The organism is Legionella parisiensis, assembly GCF_001467945.1.
In the GTDB taxonomy this organism is placed as follows: domain Bacteria; phylum Pseudomonadota; class Gammaproteobacteria; order Legionellales; family Legionellaceae; genus Legionella; species Legionella parisiensis.
In genome coordinates, this window is record NZ_LNYQ01000012.1 from 21,069 (window position 1) to 36,871 (window position 15,803).

Genomic DNA, 15,803 nt, shown 5'->3' on the forward strand with positions numbered 1-15,803 from the left:
GTTCGCCTCTCTATACTGTCAAATTTGCTTTCACAATATTTGAAAAAAGTAACTCTTGATCTTCGTTATTTATGCTCAGTACTAAAGAATTCTCAGATGCTGAAACAATAGTACCTATTAATTTACGTTTACCGTCTAGCGGCTTATAAGTTTTTACTTGTACTTCATGCCCTATATAGCGTTGATATTGCCAACTTTTAAATAAAGGCCTTGGGATGCCGGGTGATGATACTTCCAAACTGTAATTTCCGGAAATAGGATCTTCCACATCAAGTAAAGCACTAATTTGATGGCTTACAGCCTCACAGTCTTCAATTCCTATTCCATCAGTTTTATCAATATATACACGCAACAAGGAATGCCTACCTTGTGAAAGGTATTCACATCCCCAAAACTCATAGCCCATATCGGAAATCGTGGGAGCTAATAAATGTTCCAATTCATCTTGTATCATAGTATTAATAAACTAAAAAGGGCATATATGCCAAATACAAATACAGTAGGGTAGCCTGAGTTTGGACAAGGACTAAACTCGGGAAGTGATTTCTTTAAAGCAATTAGTTCCGAGCGTGGCCTTGGCTTTACTGGGCTACTACTATCTTTTGGTGCAGTTACAAATTATACATAATAAAAAACCCCATAAATGGGGTTCTTAATAAGTGGTAGCGGGGGCAGGATTTGAACCTACGACCTTCGGGTTATGAGCCCGACGAGCTACCAGGCTGCTCCACCCCGCGTCAACTGATGGCAAGTATACTGATAGTGCGTACTCTTAGCAAGTACTTTCGCTTAAGATTATAAATAAATATGTATTCCATAGTATTAAAAACAGAATTAATTTATTTTTAGCTACCAAAAGCGTTAATACAAGCCACAATTAAGGCACTTGGAAAAATACCTAAATAAAGTAGCGATAAACAATTGAGGGAAAGTACTAAAACATTTCCTTTACTCAAAATTACTGGCTCAGGCTGTACGGGTTTGTCAAAATACATGATTTTAACAACTCTTAAATAGTAATAAGCACCAATTACAGTAAACAACAAACCAAGTACAGCAACCCAAGTCATTTGAGCATCAACCAGCGCTTTGAGTACAAGTAATTTAGTAAAGAAACCAACAGTAGGTGGAACGCCTGCAAGTGAAAACATAATAATTAACATCAAAAATGCGAGCCAGGGATTTCTTTTGTTAAGACCCTTTAAATCATCAATATTGTCAATTTCCATTCCTTGTGTGGACATTAGGACTACTAGGCCAAATGCAGCCGCAGAAGTTATTCCATAAACCAAAATATAGTAGAGTGCTGCTGAATATCCTGCGCTGGTTGCGGCTAAAATACCAAACAGCGCATAGCCAATATGTGATATTGCTGAATAAGCAAGTAGGCGTTTGATGCTGGTTTGCACCACAGCAAATAAGTTCCCCAACCCCGTTGAAAGCAAGGTAATTACCAACAAAATTTGTTGCCACTGGGCACTAATATCTTCCAAACCAATAGTAAGCAATCTGAATGTCATCCCGACTGCTGCAATCTTTGGTGCCGCACTAATAAATAAAGTAACTGAACTTGGAGCCCCTTGATATACATCGGGCGCCCACATATGAAAAGGGACTGCTGCCAATTTAAATGCAACTCCTGATAGGATAAAGACGAGAGCAAAAACAACTAAGGTGTTTTGTTGCTGCCAGTTTGCAGCAATTGCATTTGCAACTTCAAGTAAATCGAGCTTTCCAGTCGCACCATAAATTAGCGAAATACCGTATAAGAGCATGGCAGACGCAATTGAGCCCATTACAAAGTACTTCATTGCTGCTTCAGAAGCATCACCATCTGTTCTCCTGATAGCAGTCATGGCATATAAAGGCAATGACAATAATTCCAAACCAAGAAAAATAGTGAGCAATGAATGCGCCGAGACGAGAATCATCATTCCTAAGGTAGAAAACATTCCCAAAATATAGTAATCACCAGAAGGCATTTGCCGTTCATCTATATATTTTTTTGAATAAATAAAACTCAACAATACTGAAAGGTATATAAAAAACTTCATTAAATTTGCAATATCATCGCTGATAAATAGACCATTCAGTGTAATAACCTTAAAAGTACCTATATAAAGGAAACTCACAACAGCAGCCAAAACCAAACCGATACACGATATAAAATAGGCAATTGATTTACAGCGCTCCCGCAAAAATAAATCAGCAAGTAACGCAATACATGCTGCGGTTAATAGAACTATTTCCGGAAGGGCTACATGGATATTTTCAAGTAATGCTGTCATATTGATTAACCTTGATTACAATTTTGATTGACTTGCTAATGCCAGAGTATGACTTACTGTTTGATGTATATACTCCAACATTGGCTTAGGATAAACGCCCATAGCGATAACCATCAAAGCAAGTAGGACATAAGCACTTAGCTCATAGCCCGAAAGATCTTTTAGTTCGGCAACTTTTTCATTTGCTATAGGACCAAAAATAACACGTTTGTACATCCAAAGATTGTATCCAGCCGCTGTAATTAGCGTGGTAGCTGCCCAAAATGTTACCCAAAAACCCGCTTTAAGTGAGCCTAGAATCACCATAAATTCACCAACAAACCCTGATGTACCTGGTAACCCTGCATTTGCCATACAGAAAAGCATAAAGAACGATGCAAAGATTGGCATGGTATTCACTATTCCACCGAAATCAACTAAACGCCGGGTATGCATCCGATCATAAATAAAGCCTACACCGGCAAAAAGAGCACTTGAGACGAAGGCATGAGAAATCATGACTACAATTGCACCTTCCAATATGAGCCCCGCAGCACTCAATCCTGTTTGTTTTGCAATTGCAAAAATAGCAAAGGAACCTAATGTCACAAATCCCATATGTGAAATTGAAGAATATGCAATTAAACGTTTCATATCCTTTTGGATGATTGCAACAAGGGCAATATAAACGACTGCAATTAAAGATAGGGCAATCATAATACTCGCATAACGGCTACAGGCATCTGGGACTATGGGCAAGGAGAAACGGATAAAACCGTAAGCACCGAGCTTTAGTAAAATTGCTGCCAATACTATTGAACCTCCTGCTGGAGCTTCAGTATGTGCATCAGGCAACCAGGTATGGACAGGAAACATGGGTATCTTTATTGCAAAACCAAGGAAAAACGCGATAAAAATCAATGTCTGTGCCGTCATTCCCAGTTTAATTGCATAGAAGGCTTCAATATTGAATGTGCCTGCTATATAGCCCATGTATAAAAAGCTTGCCAACATGAGCACTGAGCCTAAAAAGGTATATAAGAAGAATTTAATCGCCGCATAGACGCGATTATCAGAACCCCAAATACCAATGATCAAGTACATCGGGATTAGTGTAGCCTCCCAGAACACATAGAATACGATTGCATCTAAAGCCGAGAAAACACCAACCAATAAGCCCTGCATAATTAAGAATGCAGCCAAATATTGAGAAACTCTGTTAGTTATACTCTCCCAGGTAGCTAATATTACAACCAAACTCGTAAAAACAGTAAGGACAATCAAAAGTAAAGACATGCCATCAATACCCAAGCTATAGCTAATTCCTAAAGCCGGCATCCATTGAAACTCTTCCAAATATTGCATCCCTAATACTTTAGGATCAAAACCTGCAACAAGCGGAATACAAAGTAGCAAACAAAGTATTATGGTAAACAAAGCCAAATAACGTGAAATATTCGGGCTACGATCGTCTCCAGCAAGAAGAACAAAAACACCGCCTATTACTGGCAACCAAATTAGTAAATTGAGCAAATAATGCATACCTTCACCCTATATTCAGCCGAGTATCAACCAGCATAAAAATCCAAGCAATCCAAAAACCATTACCGCTGCATAATGGTACAGATAACCACTTTGTACCGCACGACCTTTGGTTGAAAACCACCTAATCAGTCGACTGCTACCGTTTACAACCAAACCATCAATCATCTTTTGATCACCCACACTGTAAAATACAGTTCCTATGCCCTTAGATCCTTTTACAAAAACTAAATTATTAAACGCATCGAAGCCATATTTATTAATAAGTATTTTGTAAACGAGCGAAAAGGAACGTGCCAAGTAGCCTGGAATCGATGGAACAGCGATATAACAAACCCAAGCAATAACAATCCCCGCTATTGTAATCCAAAACGTCAGCGAAAATACTGAATGCAACATACTTTCAAAGGGAGAGGTAATTTCATGAGCGAGTTCTGCCAAAACATTATGTTGCGGCAGAACAAATAAAGAGGAGCTTAAAATAGTTGGATTATCAAAAAGCATTGGCATGTACAACACATAACCCAGCATAATTGAAGGAATAGCAAGTAAAACAAGTGGCAGCCAAACTACCCATGGTGACTCATGAATATGACTTAAAGTATGCTCATCCATACGTGGCTTACCATGAAACGTCATAAATAAGGATCTAAAGGTATATAGAGCAGTAACCCCAGCACCAACAACCACACAAAAGTAAGCATAACTACTGCCTGGAATTTGTGATAGCTGAGTCGCTTCAATAATAGTATCTTTCGAATAAAAACCCGCAAACGGTGGGAAAGCACAAAGAGCCAGAGAGCCAATTATGAAGGTCACATATGTAATTGGCATTTTATTCCATAAGCCACCCATTTTTCGCATATCCTGTTCATGGTGCATTCCCATGATTACTGAACCAGCTCCAAGGAACAAAAGCGCTTTAAAACAAGCATGTGTGAGCAGGTGAAACATTCCTGCACTATAAGCAGAAGCACCCATGCCAACCATCATATAGCCAAGCTGCGACAAAGTTGAATACGCTACAACGCGTTTAATGTCATTCATTACCACCGCTAAAATACCTGTAAAGAGTGCTCCGGTTGCACCAATAACCAGAACCACGCTTAATGCCGTAGTAGAAAACTCAATTAGAGGCGAAATACGTGCAATCATGAATACCCCAGCTGTAACCATGGTTGCAGCATGTATCAGTGCGGAAATAGGTGTTGGGCCTTCCATCGACTCAGGTAACCATACATGCAATGGAACTTGTGCAGATTTACCCATAGCCCCAACGTATAAGGCGAGACAAATCACAGTAACTAAAGACCAAGGGTGGCCTTGAAATAATTCTATATTTTGACTTGTAAGATAGCTTACGCTTTTGAAAACAGTTTCATAATCGATACTTCCTGTATAAGCAAAAATCAAAGCAATACCTAATAGAAAACCAAAATCCCCCACGCGGTTCACGATGAATGCTTTAAGACTTCCTTCAATCGCTGATTCTTTTTGGTACCAGAATCCGATAAGCAGGTAAGAAACTAACCCTACACCTTCCCAACCAAAGAATAATTGCAGAAAATTGTTGGCACTCACTAACATCAACATCATGAAGGTAAATAAGGAAATATAACTAAAAAAGCGCTGGTAACCATCGTCCTCTGCCATATATCCAATACTGTAAATATGCACCAGCAAAGAAACGAAATTTACAGTAACAAGCATAACGACGCTAAGAGGGTCAATCAAAAAACCTATATTGAATTCAAACGGAAGAATTAATCCACCATCTGCCCAATGGTAAACCACTGAGTTTTCAGTTGAAATAGCTCCTGAAAATAATTGCCAAGCAATATACAGTGACACTACAAAAGAAATTGTAACTCCCAAAATAGTAGCTGTATGAGCTCCAGATTTACCGATTTGATTACGAAAAAAACCGGCAATTATGGAACCTGCTAAGGGAGCTAAAACGACTATTAGACAAAGTTGTTGGATACTCACAATGTTAACCTTTTAAATGATTCATCTTATCAACGTCAATGTTGCCTCTATTTCTAAATAGCAGCATCACTATGGCTAATCCTATTGCCGCTTCTGCAGCAGCAACTGTTAAAATAAAAAAGACAAAAACTTGACCACCAATTTCGTTATAATAATGGGAAAAAGCTACGAAATTCGTATTTACAGCAAGCAACATTAATTCGATACATACTAGCAACAAAATGATGTTTCTACGATTCATCATTATACCAATAAGACCAAAGCCGAATAAAATCGCTCCCAGAATCAAATAATCATTAACAGGTATCATATGGAATTCCCCAACCTTATTTTTCTGCTTTCATACTAATTAATTCAACCCGCTCATTTCTACGTGTCAAAATTTGTTGTTTTACGTCCTGCCTTTTCGATTTTCTGGGACCTCTATGTACCAAGGTAATTGCAGAAATAATTGCAATTAATAACAGTGCAGCCGCAATTTCAAAAGCGAGCAAATAGTCTGTATACAGAACCAGGCCCAACGCTTCAGTATTTGATATGGGCTGTACTTCAGAATTGTTTTGGCTAGTACTGCTATTAAGGAATTGCGTACTCATTACCTCGTTGCTTTTCGTTTCAACATTTGCCTTAAATGTACCTTCAGGAATGGATACCATTAAGAGCCCTGTTAATAAAGCAACAAGAATTAAACCAAAAGGTAAATATCTTCTGTAATGACTCTTAATGATTTCAACATCAATATTAAGCATCATCACAACAAACAGGAACAGTGTCATCACGGCTCCCACATACACCAATACTAAAATTAGTGCGAGAAACTCTGCTTGGGCTAGCATCCATAATATGGCGCTTGCAAAAAAAGTAACTACAAGAAATAAAACGCTGCGAACAGGATTGTCTTGAATAATTACCATAAACGCAGCACCTACTGCTATAGCTGCAAAAACATAAAAAATAATCTGAATTAGTAATTCATGCATACTTTACCCCGTTATCGGTATTTTTCGTCTGCAGCTCTATCTGCTGCAAGTTTCGGCTCCATCAAATCACCAATAGCAAGGAGCTTCTCTTTAGTCATAATATTTTGACCACGTTCACTGACATGGTAATGATGTATTGGCGTAACAACTATTGAATCTACAGGGCAAGATTCTTCACATAAACCACAATTAATGCATTTAAACACATCAATATCATATCTCGTTGTACGACGCGAGCCGTCCTCACGTTGTTCTGATTCTATGGTTATTGCCAGCGCTGGACAAACTGCTTCACATAATTTGCACGCAATGCAACGCTCTTCGCCATTTGGATAACGGCGTAAAGCAAGTGCTCCTCTAAAACGGGGAGAAATTGGGGTTTGCTCCTCTGGAAACTGTACTGTTATTTTTTTCTTAAAAAAATATTTACCAGTTAGCTTTAAGCCCTGCAATAATTCTATTAAAAGAAAACTGCGTATGTAGTATTTAATATATTGATATGCTTTTTTCATCGGCTTCTCTATTAATCATTAAAACCAAGGTTTAACATGTGTAACAACCATTAACGCAGTTACAATAATCCAAACAATGGTGACCGGAATGAGTACCTTCCAACCTAAACGCATAAGCTGGTCATAACGATAACGAGGAAAAGTAGCTCTTATCCATAAATACACATATAGGAAAAAGCAAACTTTTACGATTAACCAAACAAATCCGGGTACAACAAAAAATATGTTCTCTAAAAATGGAATCCCTTCAAATGGTGACATCCAACCACCTAAAAACAGGATACTGAGGAGTACCGAGATGAGGATCATGCTCGCATACTCGGATAAAAAGAACAGTGCGAACCCTATTCCAGAATATTCCACATGGAATCCCGCAACAATTTCAGACTCACCTTCAGCCAAATCGAAAGGCGCCCTATTTGTTTCGGCGATTCCAGCAATCCAGAACACGAAAAACAATGGAAGCAAGGGAATAAACCACCAATGTAAAATGCCGCCTTTTTGTGAATTAACAATATCCGTGAGATTCATGCTGCCTGCAGCCAACAGCACACCTACTAAAGCAAAGCCCATAGCAATCTCATAAGACACAGTTTGTGCAGTACTTCTTAAAGCGCCAAACATAGCATACTTGGAGTTAGACGCCCATCCAGCGATTAAAACGCCATAGACTCCAAGTGAGCTCATTGCAAAAATATAAAGTACACCCGCATTAATATTTGCTAGGACTATGCCTTCCTGAAAGGGAATAACGGCCCAACCTGCCAAAGCAGGAACCAATGCAAACAACGGTGCAGCTATAAAAAGATATTTATTAGAACGTGTAGGTATAATAATTTCTTTAGTAATTAGCTTTATTAAATCCGCAATTGGCTGGAGCAATCCGCGTACACCCACACGATTTGGTCCTATGCGTGCTTGTATGTAGCCAATAACCTTACGCTCTGCATAGATTAAATAAGCAACACATAGTAGCAATGGCACTACGATTACTAATATTTTAATGATGATCCAAATTAATATGCCAATATCTTGCAGCATTTTCTTACCTGCCTAGCGCTTAATAGTTATTGCAGCAAATGAATGACCCAAATCAACTGTTTCAGGCATCGCGTTTGCTACCCATACAACATCTGCCGCAATGCGTTCATCACGTTTAAGCGGCAATGTTATCTCAATATCTCCCTGAGATACAGTAGCAACATCGTCTAATTTCAATCTATCTGCAGTCGTCGGATTGATACGTATGCATGCTGATTCAGCAGCGGCGCATAATTGCAGCTCTATAGCGTTTCTAACAATTGCGTCGCTACGATAGAGTGGCCACTCACCTACTCGAATCAATGATTGATCAATTAGAGGCAAGCTCTCAGGATAATAGGGTTTATATTCTTGCTCCATTGTGATTGCAACACTATTTTTAATTTCTGACAAGATATCTTCGGTTGACAGATATTCAAAGCCATCACAATGCAATAAGTTACCAAGTACTCTCAATATTTTCCATGCAGGCCGAGATTCACCATGAGGAGTCAAAGCCCCTTTTACTGTTTGCCAGGTATTATCAATATTAATGTATGTGCCAGAGGTTTCAGCATATGGCGCCATGGGTAAAATGACATCGGCATAATCGTGCATTGACTCATGATTATAAGCTGACATTAATACAACGAATTCCGCACCCAACATGGATTGTCTTGCGCCATAAGGATTTGCAAAATCAAAACCTGGCTCCACTCCCATTAGAAAATATGCTTTAAGTTTTGCGTTCAGTGCTGTTTGTACATCCATACCTGGAGTCGAGTCTGCTTTGCCGGCAGTGGTTCGATGAGGGACCATTCCCGCCATCCAAGCACCTGCTGTGTTTGCACCATGGGTAAGCCTTAAAACTTTAGCCCCACTTAATTTCTCGATATGGAAAACTAATGTGCGCAATAAAGCCGCCTCAGGATGATTTTCACAAAGGGCACCAGTGATTAAGCAGGCCTGCTCGTCTTTCAATGCTTTGGCAACACGTTGAGTTGCTTTATCTGGCTCAAGACCTATCAATAGTTTTTGCACTTCTGTAGGTAGATTTTTTATATCGCCAGCAAGAGCTAAAGCCAGCTTAGCAAGCTGCATTGGCATTTCCAAGGGTGAAATAATGAATCGATCACTAAGTTCAAAACGATATTCAAAATCTACTGGATTTATGGCATAAATTTGAGCTCCATTACGAGCAGCCTTACGTACTCTTACACCAGCTAGAGGAACTTCTCGATCAATGTTGCAGCCAAGAAGCACTATTGTATTTTTTAATTCAACCTCTGCATATGGCAATGAGCTTTTTGGTGTGGTCGCCTGACGGTCCTGATCTTTAAAATCTACTTGCTGCAATCGGTGATCAAGATTATGAACACCAATGTCACGCATTAATTTTTGCAGCAAATACATTTCCTCCAATGTAGAGGAGCTCGAACAAAAAGCCGCCACTTGCTCAGTGCCATTTTGTTTTATGACACGAGCCAGTCCTTCTGCGGTAAATTTTAGAGCCGTTTCCCAATCGACAATTTCCCATTGTCCATTACGCTTAATCTGAGGTTTACTGGCTCTTAGTGGACTATTTAATCCCAAATAACTAAATCGGTCTCTGTCAGCAAGCCAAGTTTCATTTATTGCCTCATTTTCCTTAGGAACAATACGCATTAACTGATTTCGACGCGTGTGCAGATAAATGTTTGAACCGAGACAATCATGCGGTGCTACACCATCATGCTGGGCAAGCTCCCAAGCTCTCGCAGTAAAACGAAATGGTTTTGAAGTTAACGCACCAACAGGACATAAATCGATAATATTACCAGAAACTTCTGATTTCATACTGTGCTGAACATAGGTTCCAATTTGCATGTGTTCACCACGGCCTGTTGCACCTAACTCTCTTAATCCAGCGATTTCCTCACCAAAGCGAACACAGCGCGTACAATGGATACAGCGAGTCATTTCAGTTGAAATCAACGTTCCTAAGTTATCATCATCTACTGATCTTTTGGTTTCTTTATATTCTGATTCATCAGCTCCATATCCCATTGAAATATCCTGCAATTCACACTCTCCACCCTGATCGCAAATGGGACAGTCCAGGGGATGGTTTATAAGAAGAAACTCCATGACTACTTTTTGAGAATGTAATGCTTCTTTCGATTTGGTATATACCTTCATTCCATCGGTAATTGGAGTTGCGCATGCAGGAACTGGCTTGCGGCCATTTTCTACCTCAACTAAACACATGCGACAATTTGCAGCTACAGATAATTTTTTGTGATAGCAAAAACGTGGAATATGAATACCTGCCTCATCGGCAACTTCGATGATCATTTTACCGTTTTCTGCTTCAAATGTATTACCGTCGATTTCAATAGTTGTAGTCATGGTTAAACCTTTTTAATTATGCTGCGACGATCGAGCGTTTATGCTTAACGAAATATTCAAATTCATCGCGGAAATGCTTTACAAAACTTTGTACAGGCCAAGCTGCTGCCTCGCCTAGTGCACAAATAGTGCGTCCTTCGATATTATTCGCAACATTGACTAGTTTTTCTACATCCCCAGGCTCACCATGGCCTTCTTTAATACGGTGCAATAATCGGACTAACCAGCCTGTACCCTCACGACATGGAGTGCATTGACCGCAAGACTCATCCATATAAAACTCAGAAATGCGGTATAATGCATCAACCATACAGGTTGTTTCATCCATAATAATGACCGCACCAGAACCTAATCCTGAACCTGCTTTTTGTATGCTGTCATAGTCCATATCAAGTTCCATCATTATGTCACCAGGTAGTACACGCATGGACGAACCGCCAGGGATCACTGCTTTAATTTTTCGCCCCTTGATCACTCCACCAGCAAGTTCAAGAAGTGTTTTGAATGGCGTTCCTAAGGGAATTTCATAATTTCCAGGTTTATTAACATGCCCGCTCACGCTAAAGCATTTAGCTCCACCATTATTGGGCTTGCCAATTTTTAAAAACCACTCGCCGCCTTTTTCCATAATAACCGGAACAGAAGCAAAGGTTTCGGTATTATTTATAGTTGTAGGTTTGCCGTATAAACCATAGTTAGCAGGAAATGGGGGTTTAAATCTCGGTTGACCTTTTTTCCCTTCTAGGGAGTTAAGCAATGCAGTCTCTTCACCGCATATATAAGCGCCAGCACCCAAGTGATTATACAAATCAAAATCAATACCGGAGCCTAAAATATTCTTACCAAGCAAACCTGCTGCATAAGCTTCTTGCAGCGCAGCTTCTGTACGTTCATAAGGCAACCAAAATTCACCGCGAATGTAGTTATATCCTACAGTGGAGCCCATGGTATATCCGGCAATCGCCATTCCTTCAATAAGCTGATGAGGATTTGATGTAAGAATTTCACGGTCCTTACATGTACCCGGTTCGCCTTCGTCGGAATTACATACCACATACTTCTGTACCGGACTGTTACGATTCATAAAACTCCATTTTAATCCGGTTGGAAATCCTGCTCCTCCTCTACCTCGCAAGGCAGATGTTTTTAATTCATCAATAATTGCCTGTGGAGAAGTTTGCTCTTTTAGTATTTTTCTCCATGCACTATACCCACCAACACTTTCGTAAGCAGATAGCGTCCAAGGCTCTGGTAGATGAAATGTTCGATAACAAACTTGATTTAATTCAACCACGGTAACCACCTCTAGCTTTTATTGGTATTCTTCCAACACTTTATCTATAGATTCAGGAGTCAGATTTTCATGATAATCCTTGTCCACCTGCATCATTGGTGCGTTAACACAGGCACCTAAACACTCAACAGATCTTAAAGTAAAACGTCCATCATCTGTCGTTTCACCTAATTTTATGCTTAATTTTTTTTCTAAATAATTAACAATTGCAGCCGAGTCACGTAACATGCACGAGATATTGGTACATACGTTTATCGAATGTCTCCCAACCTGCTTGTGTTCGTACATAGTATAAAAACTAGCAACTTCATATACGGCAATAGAAGGCATCTCGAGATACTCAGCTACAGCATCCATTAATTCTGTCGTTAAATGACCGTGCTCTTCTTGAACAATACGCAGAGTACTCATTACAGCCGATTGCTTTTGATCTTTTGGATATTTCGCTATCCAATGATCAATGTCCTTTATTCGTGAAGCGGACACCAATTGATGTAATATTTTTGCTGAATTATCAGACATTTCTAAACCTTTATTAATTTAAATTGCAATTTTCTGGAATGTCATTTTAATAATCGTAAGAACTGACATGTCACAAATTAACGATCAATTTCACCAAATACTATATCCTGACTCGCTAAAATAGCGACTCCATCAGCGATCATGTGTCCGCGAGTCATTGCATCGTAGCTGGACAGATGGGCAAACCCAGGAGCGCGAATTTTCAGTCTATAGGGTTTATTAGCACCATCTGAAACCATATAAATACCAAACTCACCCTTTGGTGCCTCAACCGCGCTATAAACTTCCCCGCATGGCACACAAAAACCTTCGGTGAACAATTTAAAGTGATGAATTAATGACTCCATATCTTCTTTCATTTCCACACGACGCGGCGGTGTCACCTTATGGTCATCAAGACGGACAGGGCCGGGATTCGCTCTGAGCCACTCGATGCATTGTCTGATAATACGATTTGATTGTCTTAACTCTTCAACACGTACCAAGTAGCGATCATAACAATCACCCGTTTTACCTACTGGGATATCAAAATCCACGCGGTCATATACCGCATAACTTTGCTTTTTACGTAAGTCCCAAGCAACACCTGAACCACGAAGCATTGGCCCTGTAAATCCCCATTGCAAAGCTTCTTCTGGTGAAACAACACCGATGTCTACGGTACGTTGTTTCCAAATTCTGTTCTCGGTTAATAAAGTTTCATATTCATCAACACAGCGAGGGAATCGTTCAGTGAATGCCCACAGAAAATCAAGCAAACTACCGCTTCTATCTTCATTAAGCTTGTCAACTTCACGCTCGTTATGCCATCTTGATGCTTTGTATTTAGGCATAGTATCAGGAAGATCTCGTGCAACACCACCAGGTCTATAATAGGTAGCATGCATTCGTGCCCCTGAAACAGCTTCATAGCAATCAAATAAATCTTCGCGCTCTCTGAAACAATATAAAAACACAGTCATCGCACCAATATCCAGTGCGATAGCACCCAGCCATAACAGATGATTCAAAATACGAGTTATTTCATCAAACATTGTACGGATGTATTGAGCGCGAATCGGAGCTTCTATACCTAAAAGTTTTTCGATTGCACGCACATAAGCATGCTCATTACACATCATGGACACGTAATCGAGTCTATCCATGTAGCCGATCGATTGGATGTACGGTTTTGTTTCTGCTAGTTTTTCTGTAGCACGATGCAATAATCCTATATGAGGGTCTGCACGAACTATGGTTTCACCTTCAAGCTCGAGAACTAAGCGTAGAACACCATGCGCGGCAGGATGTTGTGGACCAAAGTTTAAGGTGTAATTCTTTAATTCAATCATTATTCGCCCCTTTCATCACCAATATAACGGTTATCATTACGAATAACCTTGGGCACTAAAACTCTGGGTTCAATATCTACTGGAGCGTATATGACCTTTTCAAATTTTGCGTCATAGCGCATTTCAACATGACCACTGAGTGGGAAATCTTTACGAAATGGATGTCCAATAAAGCCATAATCTGTCAAAATACGTCTTAAATCAGGGTGTCCTTCAAATAAAATACCATATAAATCATAGGCTTCGCGCTCAAACCAATTTGCGCCTTTCCATAAATGATGTACTGACGGAACTATTAAATGAGACTCATCAACGAATACCTTAACACGTAATCGATGGTTTAGTTTTGTTGAAAGTAAATGATATACTACAGCAAAACGTGGTTTATTGAGAGCATAAACCTTAAATTCTTGACGCTCTACTCCCCGAGAAAACCCGCTTTCAGTCGCGGAATCAGTTTCCCAATCATATTCACCATAAAGCAAATAATCCACGGCACACAAATCAATAAGCTGATCAAAACAAAACGCTTCTAGATCACGTAGCTCCAACATTATTGCTTTTAAATTTGATGCATCACACTCAATGGTTACCTCATCATAAGCGACAGTAATATCATTAATTTGAGTCGCCAGTTCTGTTTTGAGTTGTTCAACCAAATAATCATTTTTTGTCATCTATTTTGCACCTTTGATGAGCTTAAGCTTCTAAGATTTTTTTATGCCTGATTTTGTTCTGCAATTGAATAATGCCATACAGTAATGCTTCAGCAGTTGGAGGACAGCCTGGCACGTATACATCAACTGGCACAATACGATCACACCCTCGAACTACAGAATAGGAGTAATGGTAATAGCCACCTCCATTCGCACAAGAGCCCATGGAAATTACCCATCGTGGCTCAGGCATTTGATCGTAAACTTTACGCAAGGCAGGAGCCATTTTATTGCATAAAGTACCAGCAACTATCATTACATCCGATTGCCGTGGACTGGGACGAAATATAATTCCAAACCGATCCAGGTCATAGCGTGCTGCACCTACATGCATCATTTCTACTGCACAACATGCCAATCCAAAAGTCATAGGCCACATAGAACCACTACGTGCCCATCCGAGAAGTTTTTCGACTGAAGTCGTTACAAAGCCACTTTTTTGCAATTCTGCAACCGCCATAGCTAGCCTCTAAGCAGTAAAATTATTAATAAAAAAAAACCACTTCTGATTGATTTCTTCTTTATGAAGTTACGATCAGAAGTGAATTAAACCCGTTTACAATTAGCTTGATTAAGTCCTGAGGCGTTGATTTCGAGCACCGCTGCAACATACTTAAAAGTAGGTGCATATCAGGGCACAGGAAATCGCGGCCTTGCAGTAAGGACAGTAGAATTGCAAACAAGTTCTATTTCGCATTCTTAGATTATTCCCAATCTAATGCGCCTCGTTTCCATTCATAAATAAAGCCAATCACTAACAATCCTAAAAATAACATCATTCCAGCAAAACCAAACCAACCAATTTTGCGTAAAGCTAAAGCCCACGGAAAGAAAAATGCAGTTTCTAAATCAAAAATAATAAATAATATTGCAACTAGATAAAAGCGAACATCAAATGGAATATGGGAACTCTCAAATGCACCAAACCCACATTCGTAGGGAGCGTTCTTGGCACTATCGGGATTGTGCTTTGAAAGAAGAGAACCTGCCCCTAACATTGCTAAGCCCAATGCCAATCCGATAATTATGAAAATAAGAACAGGTAAATATTGAGATAGCATTTTTTCACCTTGTACGGATTAAAATGGTGCCGAAGGCCGGACTCGAACCGGCACGGCTTTCGCCACCGCCCCCTCAAGACGGCGTGTCTACCAATTCCACCACTTCGGCAATTCTTTATTAATAATTATTAATTCATTCCTAATCTTCTCTACATTTATGTGTAGAAAAAGAATATTTTAT

Annotated in this window: 15 protein-coding genes and 2 tRNA genes; all 17 read right to left on the bottom strand. The window is 39.6% G+C overall.

The genetic code is table 11. The annotated features are described in order from the left end of the window. Window positions 1-10 precede the first annotated feature (10 nt). The 17 genes from rimP to Lpar_RS02870 all read right to left on the bottom strand — a co-directional run bounded on the left by rimP (window position 11) and on the right by Lpar_RS02870 (window position 15,731). A complete protein-coding gene (gene rimP, locus Lpar_RS02790; RefSeq protein WP_058516482.1) occupies window positions 11-454 on the bottom strand; it encodes a ribosome maturation factor RimP in 444 nt (147 codons plus the stop codon). 206 nt (window positions 455-660) lie between these two features. After that, window positions 661-737: transfer RNA gene (locus tag Lpar_RS02795), tRNA-Met, on the bottom strand. Between the two features lie 108 nt (window positions 738-845). Further along, window positions 846-2,288, bottom strand: coding sequence for an NADH-quinone oxidoreductase subunit NuoN (gene nuoN / locus Lpar_RS02800; protein WP_058516483.1), 1,443 nt, complete (start codon window positions 2,286-2,288; stop codon window positions 846-848). Window positions 2,289-2,303: 15 nt separating this feature from the next. Continuing rightward, window positions 2,304-3,809 (bottom strand): complex I subunit 4 family protein, encoded by a 1,506-nt coding sequence (locus Lpar_RS02805; RefSeq protein WP_058516484.1) that lies wholly within the window; start codon window positions 3,807-3,809, stop codon window positions 2,304-2,306. A gap of 15 nt (window positions 3,810-3,824) precedes the next feature. Continuing rightward, a complete protein-coding gene (gene nuoL / locus Lpar_RS02810; RefSeq protein ID WP_058516485.1) occupies window positions 3,825-5,798 on the bottom strand; it encodes an NADH-quinone oxidoreductase subunit L in 1,974 nt (657 codons plus the stop codon). A gap of 4 nt (window positions 5,799-5,802) precedes the next feature. Next, window positions 5,803-6,108: an NADH-quinone oxidoreductase subunit NuoK gene (nuoK, locus tag Lpar_RS02815; RefSeq protein WP_058516486.1), complete on the bottom strand. Its 306-nt coding sequence runs from the start codon at window positions 6,106-6,108 to the stop codon at window positions 5,803-5,805. Between the two features lie 16 nt (window positions 6,109-6,124). Then, window positions 6,125-6,778 carry an NADH-quinone oxidoreductase subunit J gene (locus tag Lpar_RS02820; protein WP_058516487.1) on the bottom strand — a complete coding sequence of 218 codons (654 nt, stop codon included), beginning with the start codon at window positions 6,776-6,778 and terminating at the stop codon, window positions 6,125-6,127. An 11-nt stretch (window positions 6,779-6,789) separates the two neighbouring features. Further along, a complete protein-coding gene (gene nuoI, locus Lpar_RS02825) occupies window positions 6,790-7,290 on the bottom strand; it encodes an NADH-quinone oxidoreductase subunit NuoI (protein ID WP_058516488.1) in 501 nt (166 codons plus the stop codon). 18 nt (window positions 7,291-7,308) lie between these two features. Continuing rightward, complete coding sequence (nuoH, locus tag Lpar_RS02830) at window positions 7,309-8,331, bottom strand: NADH-quinone oxidoreductase subunit NuoH (RefSeq protein ID WP_058516489.1); 1,023 nt, start codon at window positions 8,329-8,331, stop codon at window positions 7,309-7,311. 12 nt (window positions 8,332-8,343) lie between these two features. Continuing rightward, complete coding sequence (gene nuoG, locus Lpar_RS02835; protein WP_058516490.1) at window positions 8,344-10,698, bottom strand: NADH-quinone oxidoreductase subunit NuoG; 2,355 nt, start codon at window positions 10,696-10,698, stop codon at window positions 8,344-8,346. A 16-nt stretch (window positions 10,699-10,714) separates the two neighbouring features. Continuing rightward, window positions 10,715-11,992 carry an NADH-quinone oxidoreductase subunit NuoF gene (gene nuoF / locus Lpar_RS02840; RefSeq protein ID WP_058516491.1) on the bottom strand — a complete coding sequence of 426 codons (1,278 nt, stop codon included), beginning with the start codon at window positions 11,990-11,992 and terminating at the stop codon, window positions 10,715-10,717. A gap of 18 nt (window positions 11,993-12,010) precedes the next feature. Further along, window positions 12,011-12,514, bottom strand: a complete 504-nt coding sequence (gene nuoE / locus Lpar_RS02845) for an NADH-quinone oxidoreductase subunit NuoE (protein WP_058516492.1) — start codon at window positions 12,512-12,514, stop codon at window positions 12,011-12,013. 77 nt (window positions 12,515-12,591) lie between these two features. Beyond that, a complete protein-coding gene (locus Lpar_RS02850) occupies window positions 12,592-13,845 on the bottom strand; it encodes an NADH-quinone oxidoreductase subunit D (RefSeq protein WP_058516493.1) in 1,254 nt (417 codons plus the stop codon). After that, the gene (locus Lpar_RS02855) at window positions 13,845-14,522 is read right to left on the bottom strand and encodes an NADH-quinone oxidoreductase subunit C (protein WP_058516494.1); all 678 of its coding nucleotides are present in this window, start codon (window positions 14,520-14,522) and stop codon (window positions 13,845-13,847) included. Before Lpar_RS02855 ends, Lpar_RS02850 begins: the two co-directional genes overlap by 1 nt. 22 nt (window positions 14,523-14,544) lie before the next feature. Then, the gene (locus Lpar_RS02860; protein WP_019232910.1) at window positions 14,545-15,021 is read right to left on the bottom strand and encodes a NuoB/complex I 20 kDa subunit family protein; all 477 of its coding nucleotides are present in this window, start codon (window positions 15,019-15,021) and stop codon (window positions 14,545-14,547) included. Window positions 15,022-15,265: 244 nt separating this feature from the next. Then, a complete protein-coding gene (locus Lpar_RS02865; protein ID WP_058516495.1) occupies window positions 15,266-15,622 on the bottom strand; it encodes an NADH-quinone oxidoreductase subunit A in 357 nt (118 codons plus the stop codon). 24 nt (window positions 15,623-15,646) lie between these two features. Continuing rightward, a tRNA-Leu gene (locus tag Lpar_RS02870) sits at window positions 15,647-15,731 on the bottom strand. Between the last annotated feature and the right edge of the window lie 72 nt (window positions 15,732-15,803).

Coding starts and splice junctions, on each gene's coding strand:
- rimP (WP_058516482.1), bottom strand. CDS start 454: ATGATACAAGATGAATTGGAACATTTATTAGCTCCCACGATTTCCGAT.
- nuoN (WP_058516483.1), bottom strand. CDS start 2,288: ATGACAGCATTACTTGAAAATATCCATGTAGCCCTTCCGGAAATAGTT.
- Lpar_RS02805 (WP_058516484.1), bottom strand. CDS start 3,809: ATGCATTATTTGCTCAATTTACTAATTTGGTTGCCAGTAATAGGCGGT.
- nuoK (WP_058516486.1), bottom strand. CDS start 6,108: ATGATACCTGTTAATGATTATTTGATTCTGGGAGCGATTTTATTCGGC.
- Lpar_RS02820 (WP_058516487.1), bottom strand. CDS start 6,778: ATGCATGAATTACTAATTCAGATTATTTTTTATGTTTTTGCAGCTATA.
- nuoI (WP_058516488.1), bottom strand. CDS start 7,290: ATGAAAAAAGCATATCAATATATTAAATACTACATACGCAGTTTTCTT.
- nuoH (WP_058516489.1), bottom strand. CDS start 8,331: ATGCTGCAAGATATTGGCATATTAATTTGGATCATCATTAAAATATTA.
- nuoG (WP_058516490.1), bottom strand. CDS start 10,698: ATGACTACAACTATTGAAATCGACGGTAATACATTTGAAGCAGAAAAC.
- nuoE (WP_058516492.1), bottom strand. CDS start 12,514: ATGTCTGATAATTCAGCAAAAATATTACATCAATTGGTGTCCGCTTCA.
- Lpar_RS02850 (WP_058516493.1), bottom strand. CDS start 13,845: ATGATTGAATTAAAGAATTACACCTTAAACTTTGGTCCACAACATCCT.
- Lpar_RS02855 (WP_058516494.1), bottom strand. CDS start 14,522: ATGACAAAAAATGATTATTTGGTTGAACAACTCAAAACAGAACTGGCG.
- Lpar_RS02860 (WP_019232910.1), bottom strand. CDS start 15,021: ATGGCGGTTGCAGAATTGCAAAAAAGTGGCTTTGTAACGACTTCAGTC.
- Lpar_RS02865 (WP_058516495.1), bottom strand. CDS start 15,622: ATGCTATCTCAATATTTACCTGTTCTTATTTTCATAATTATCGGATTG.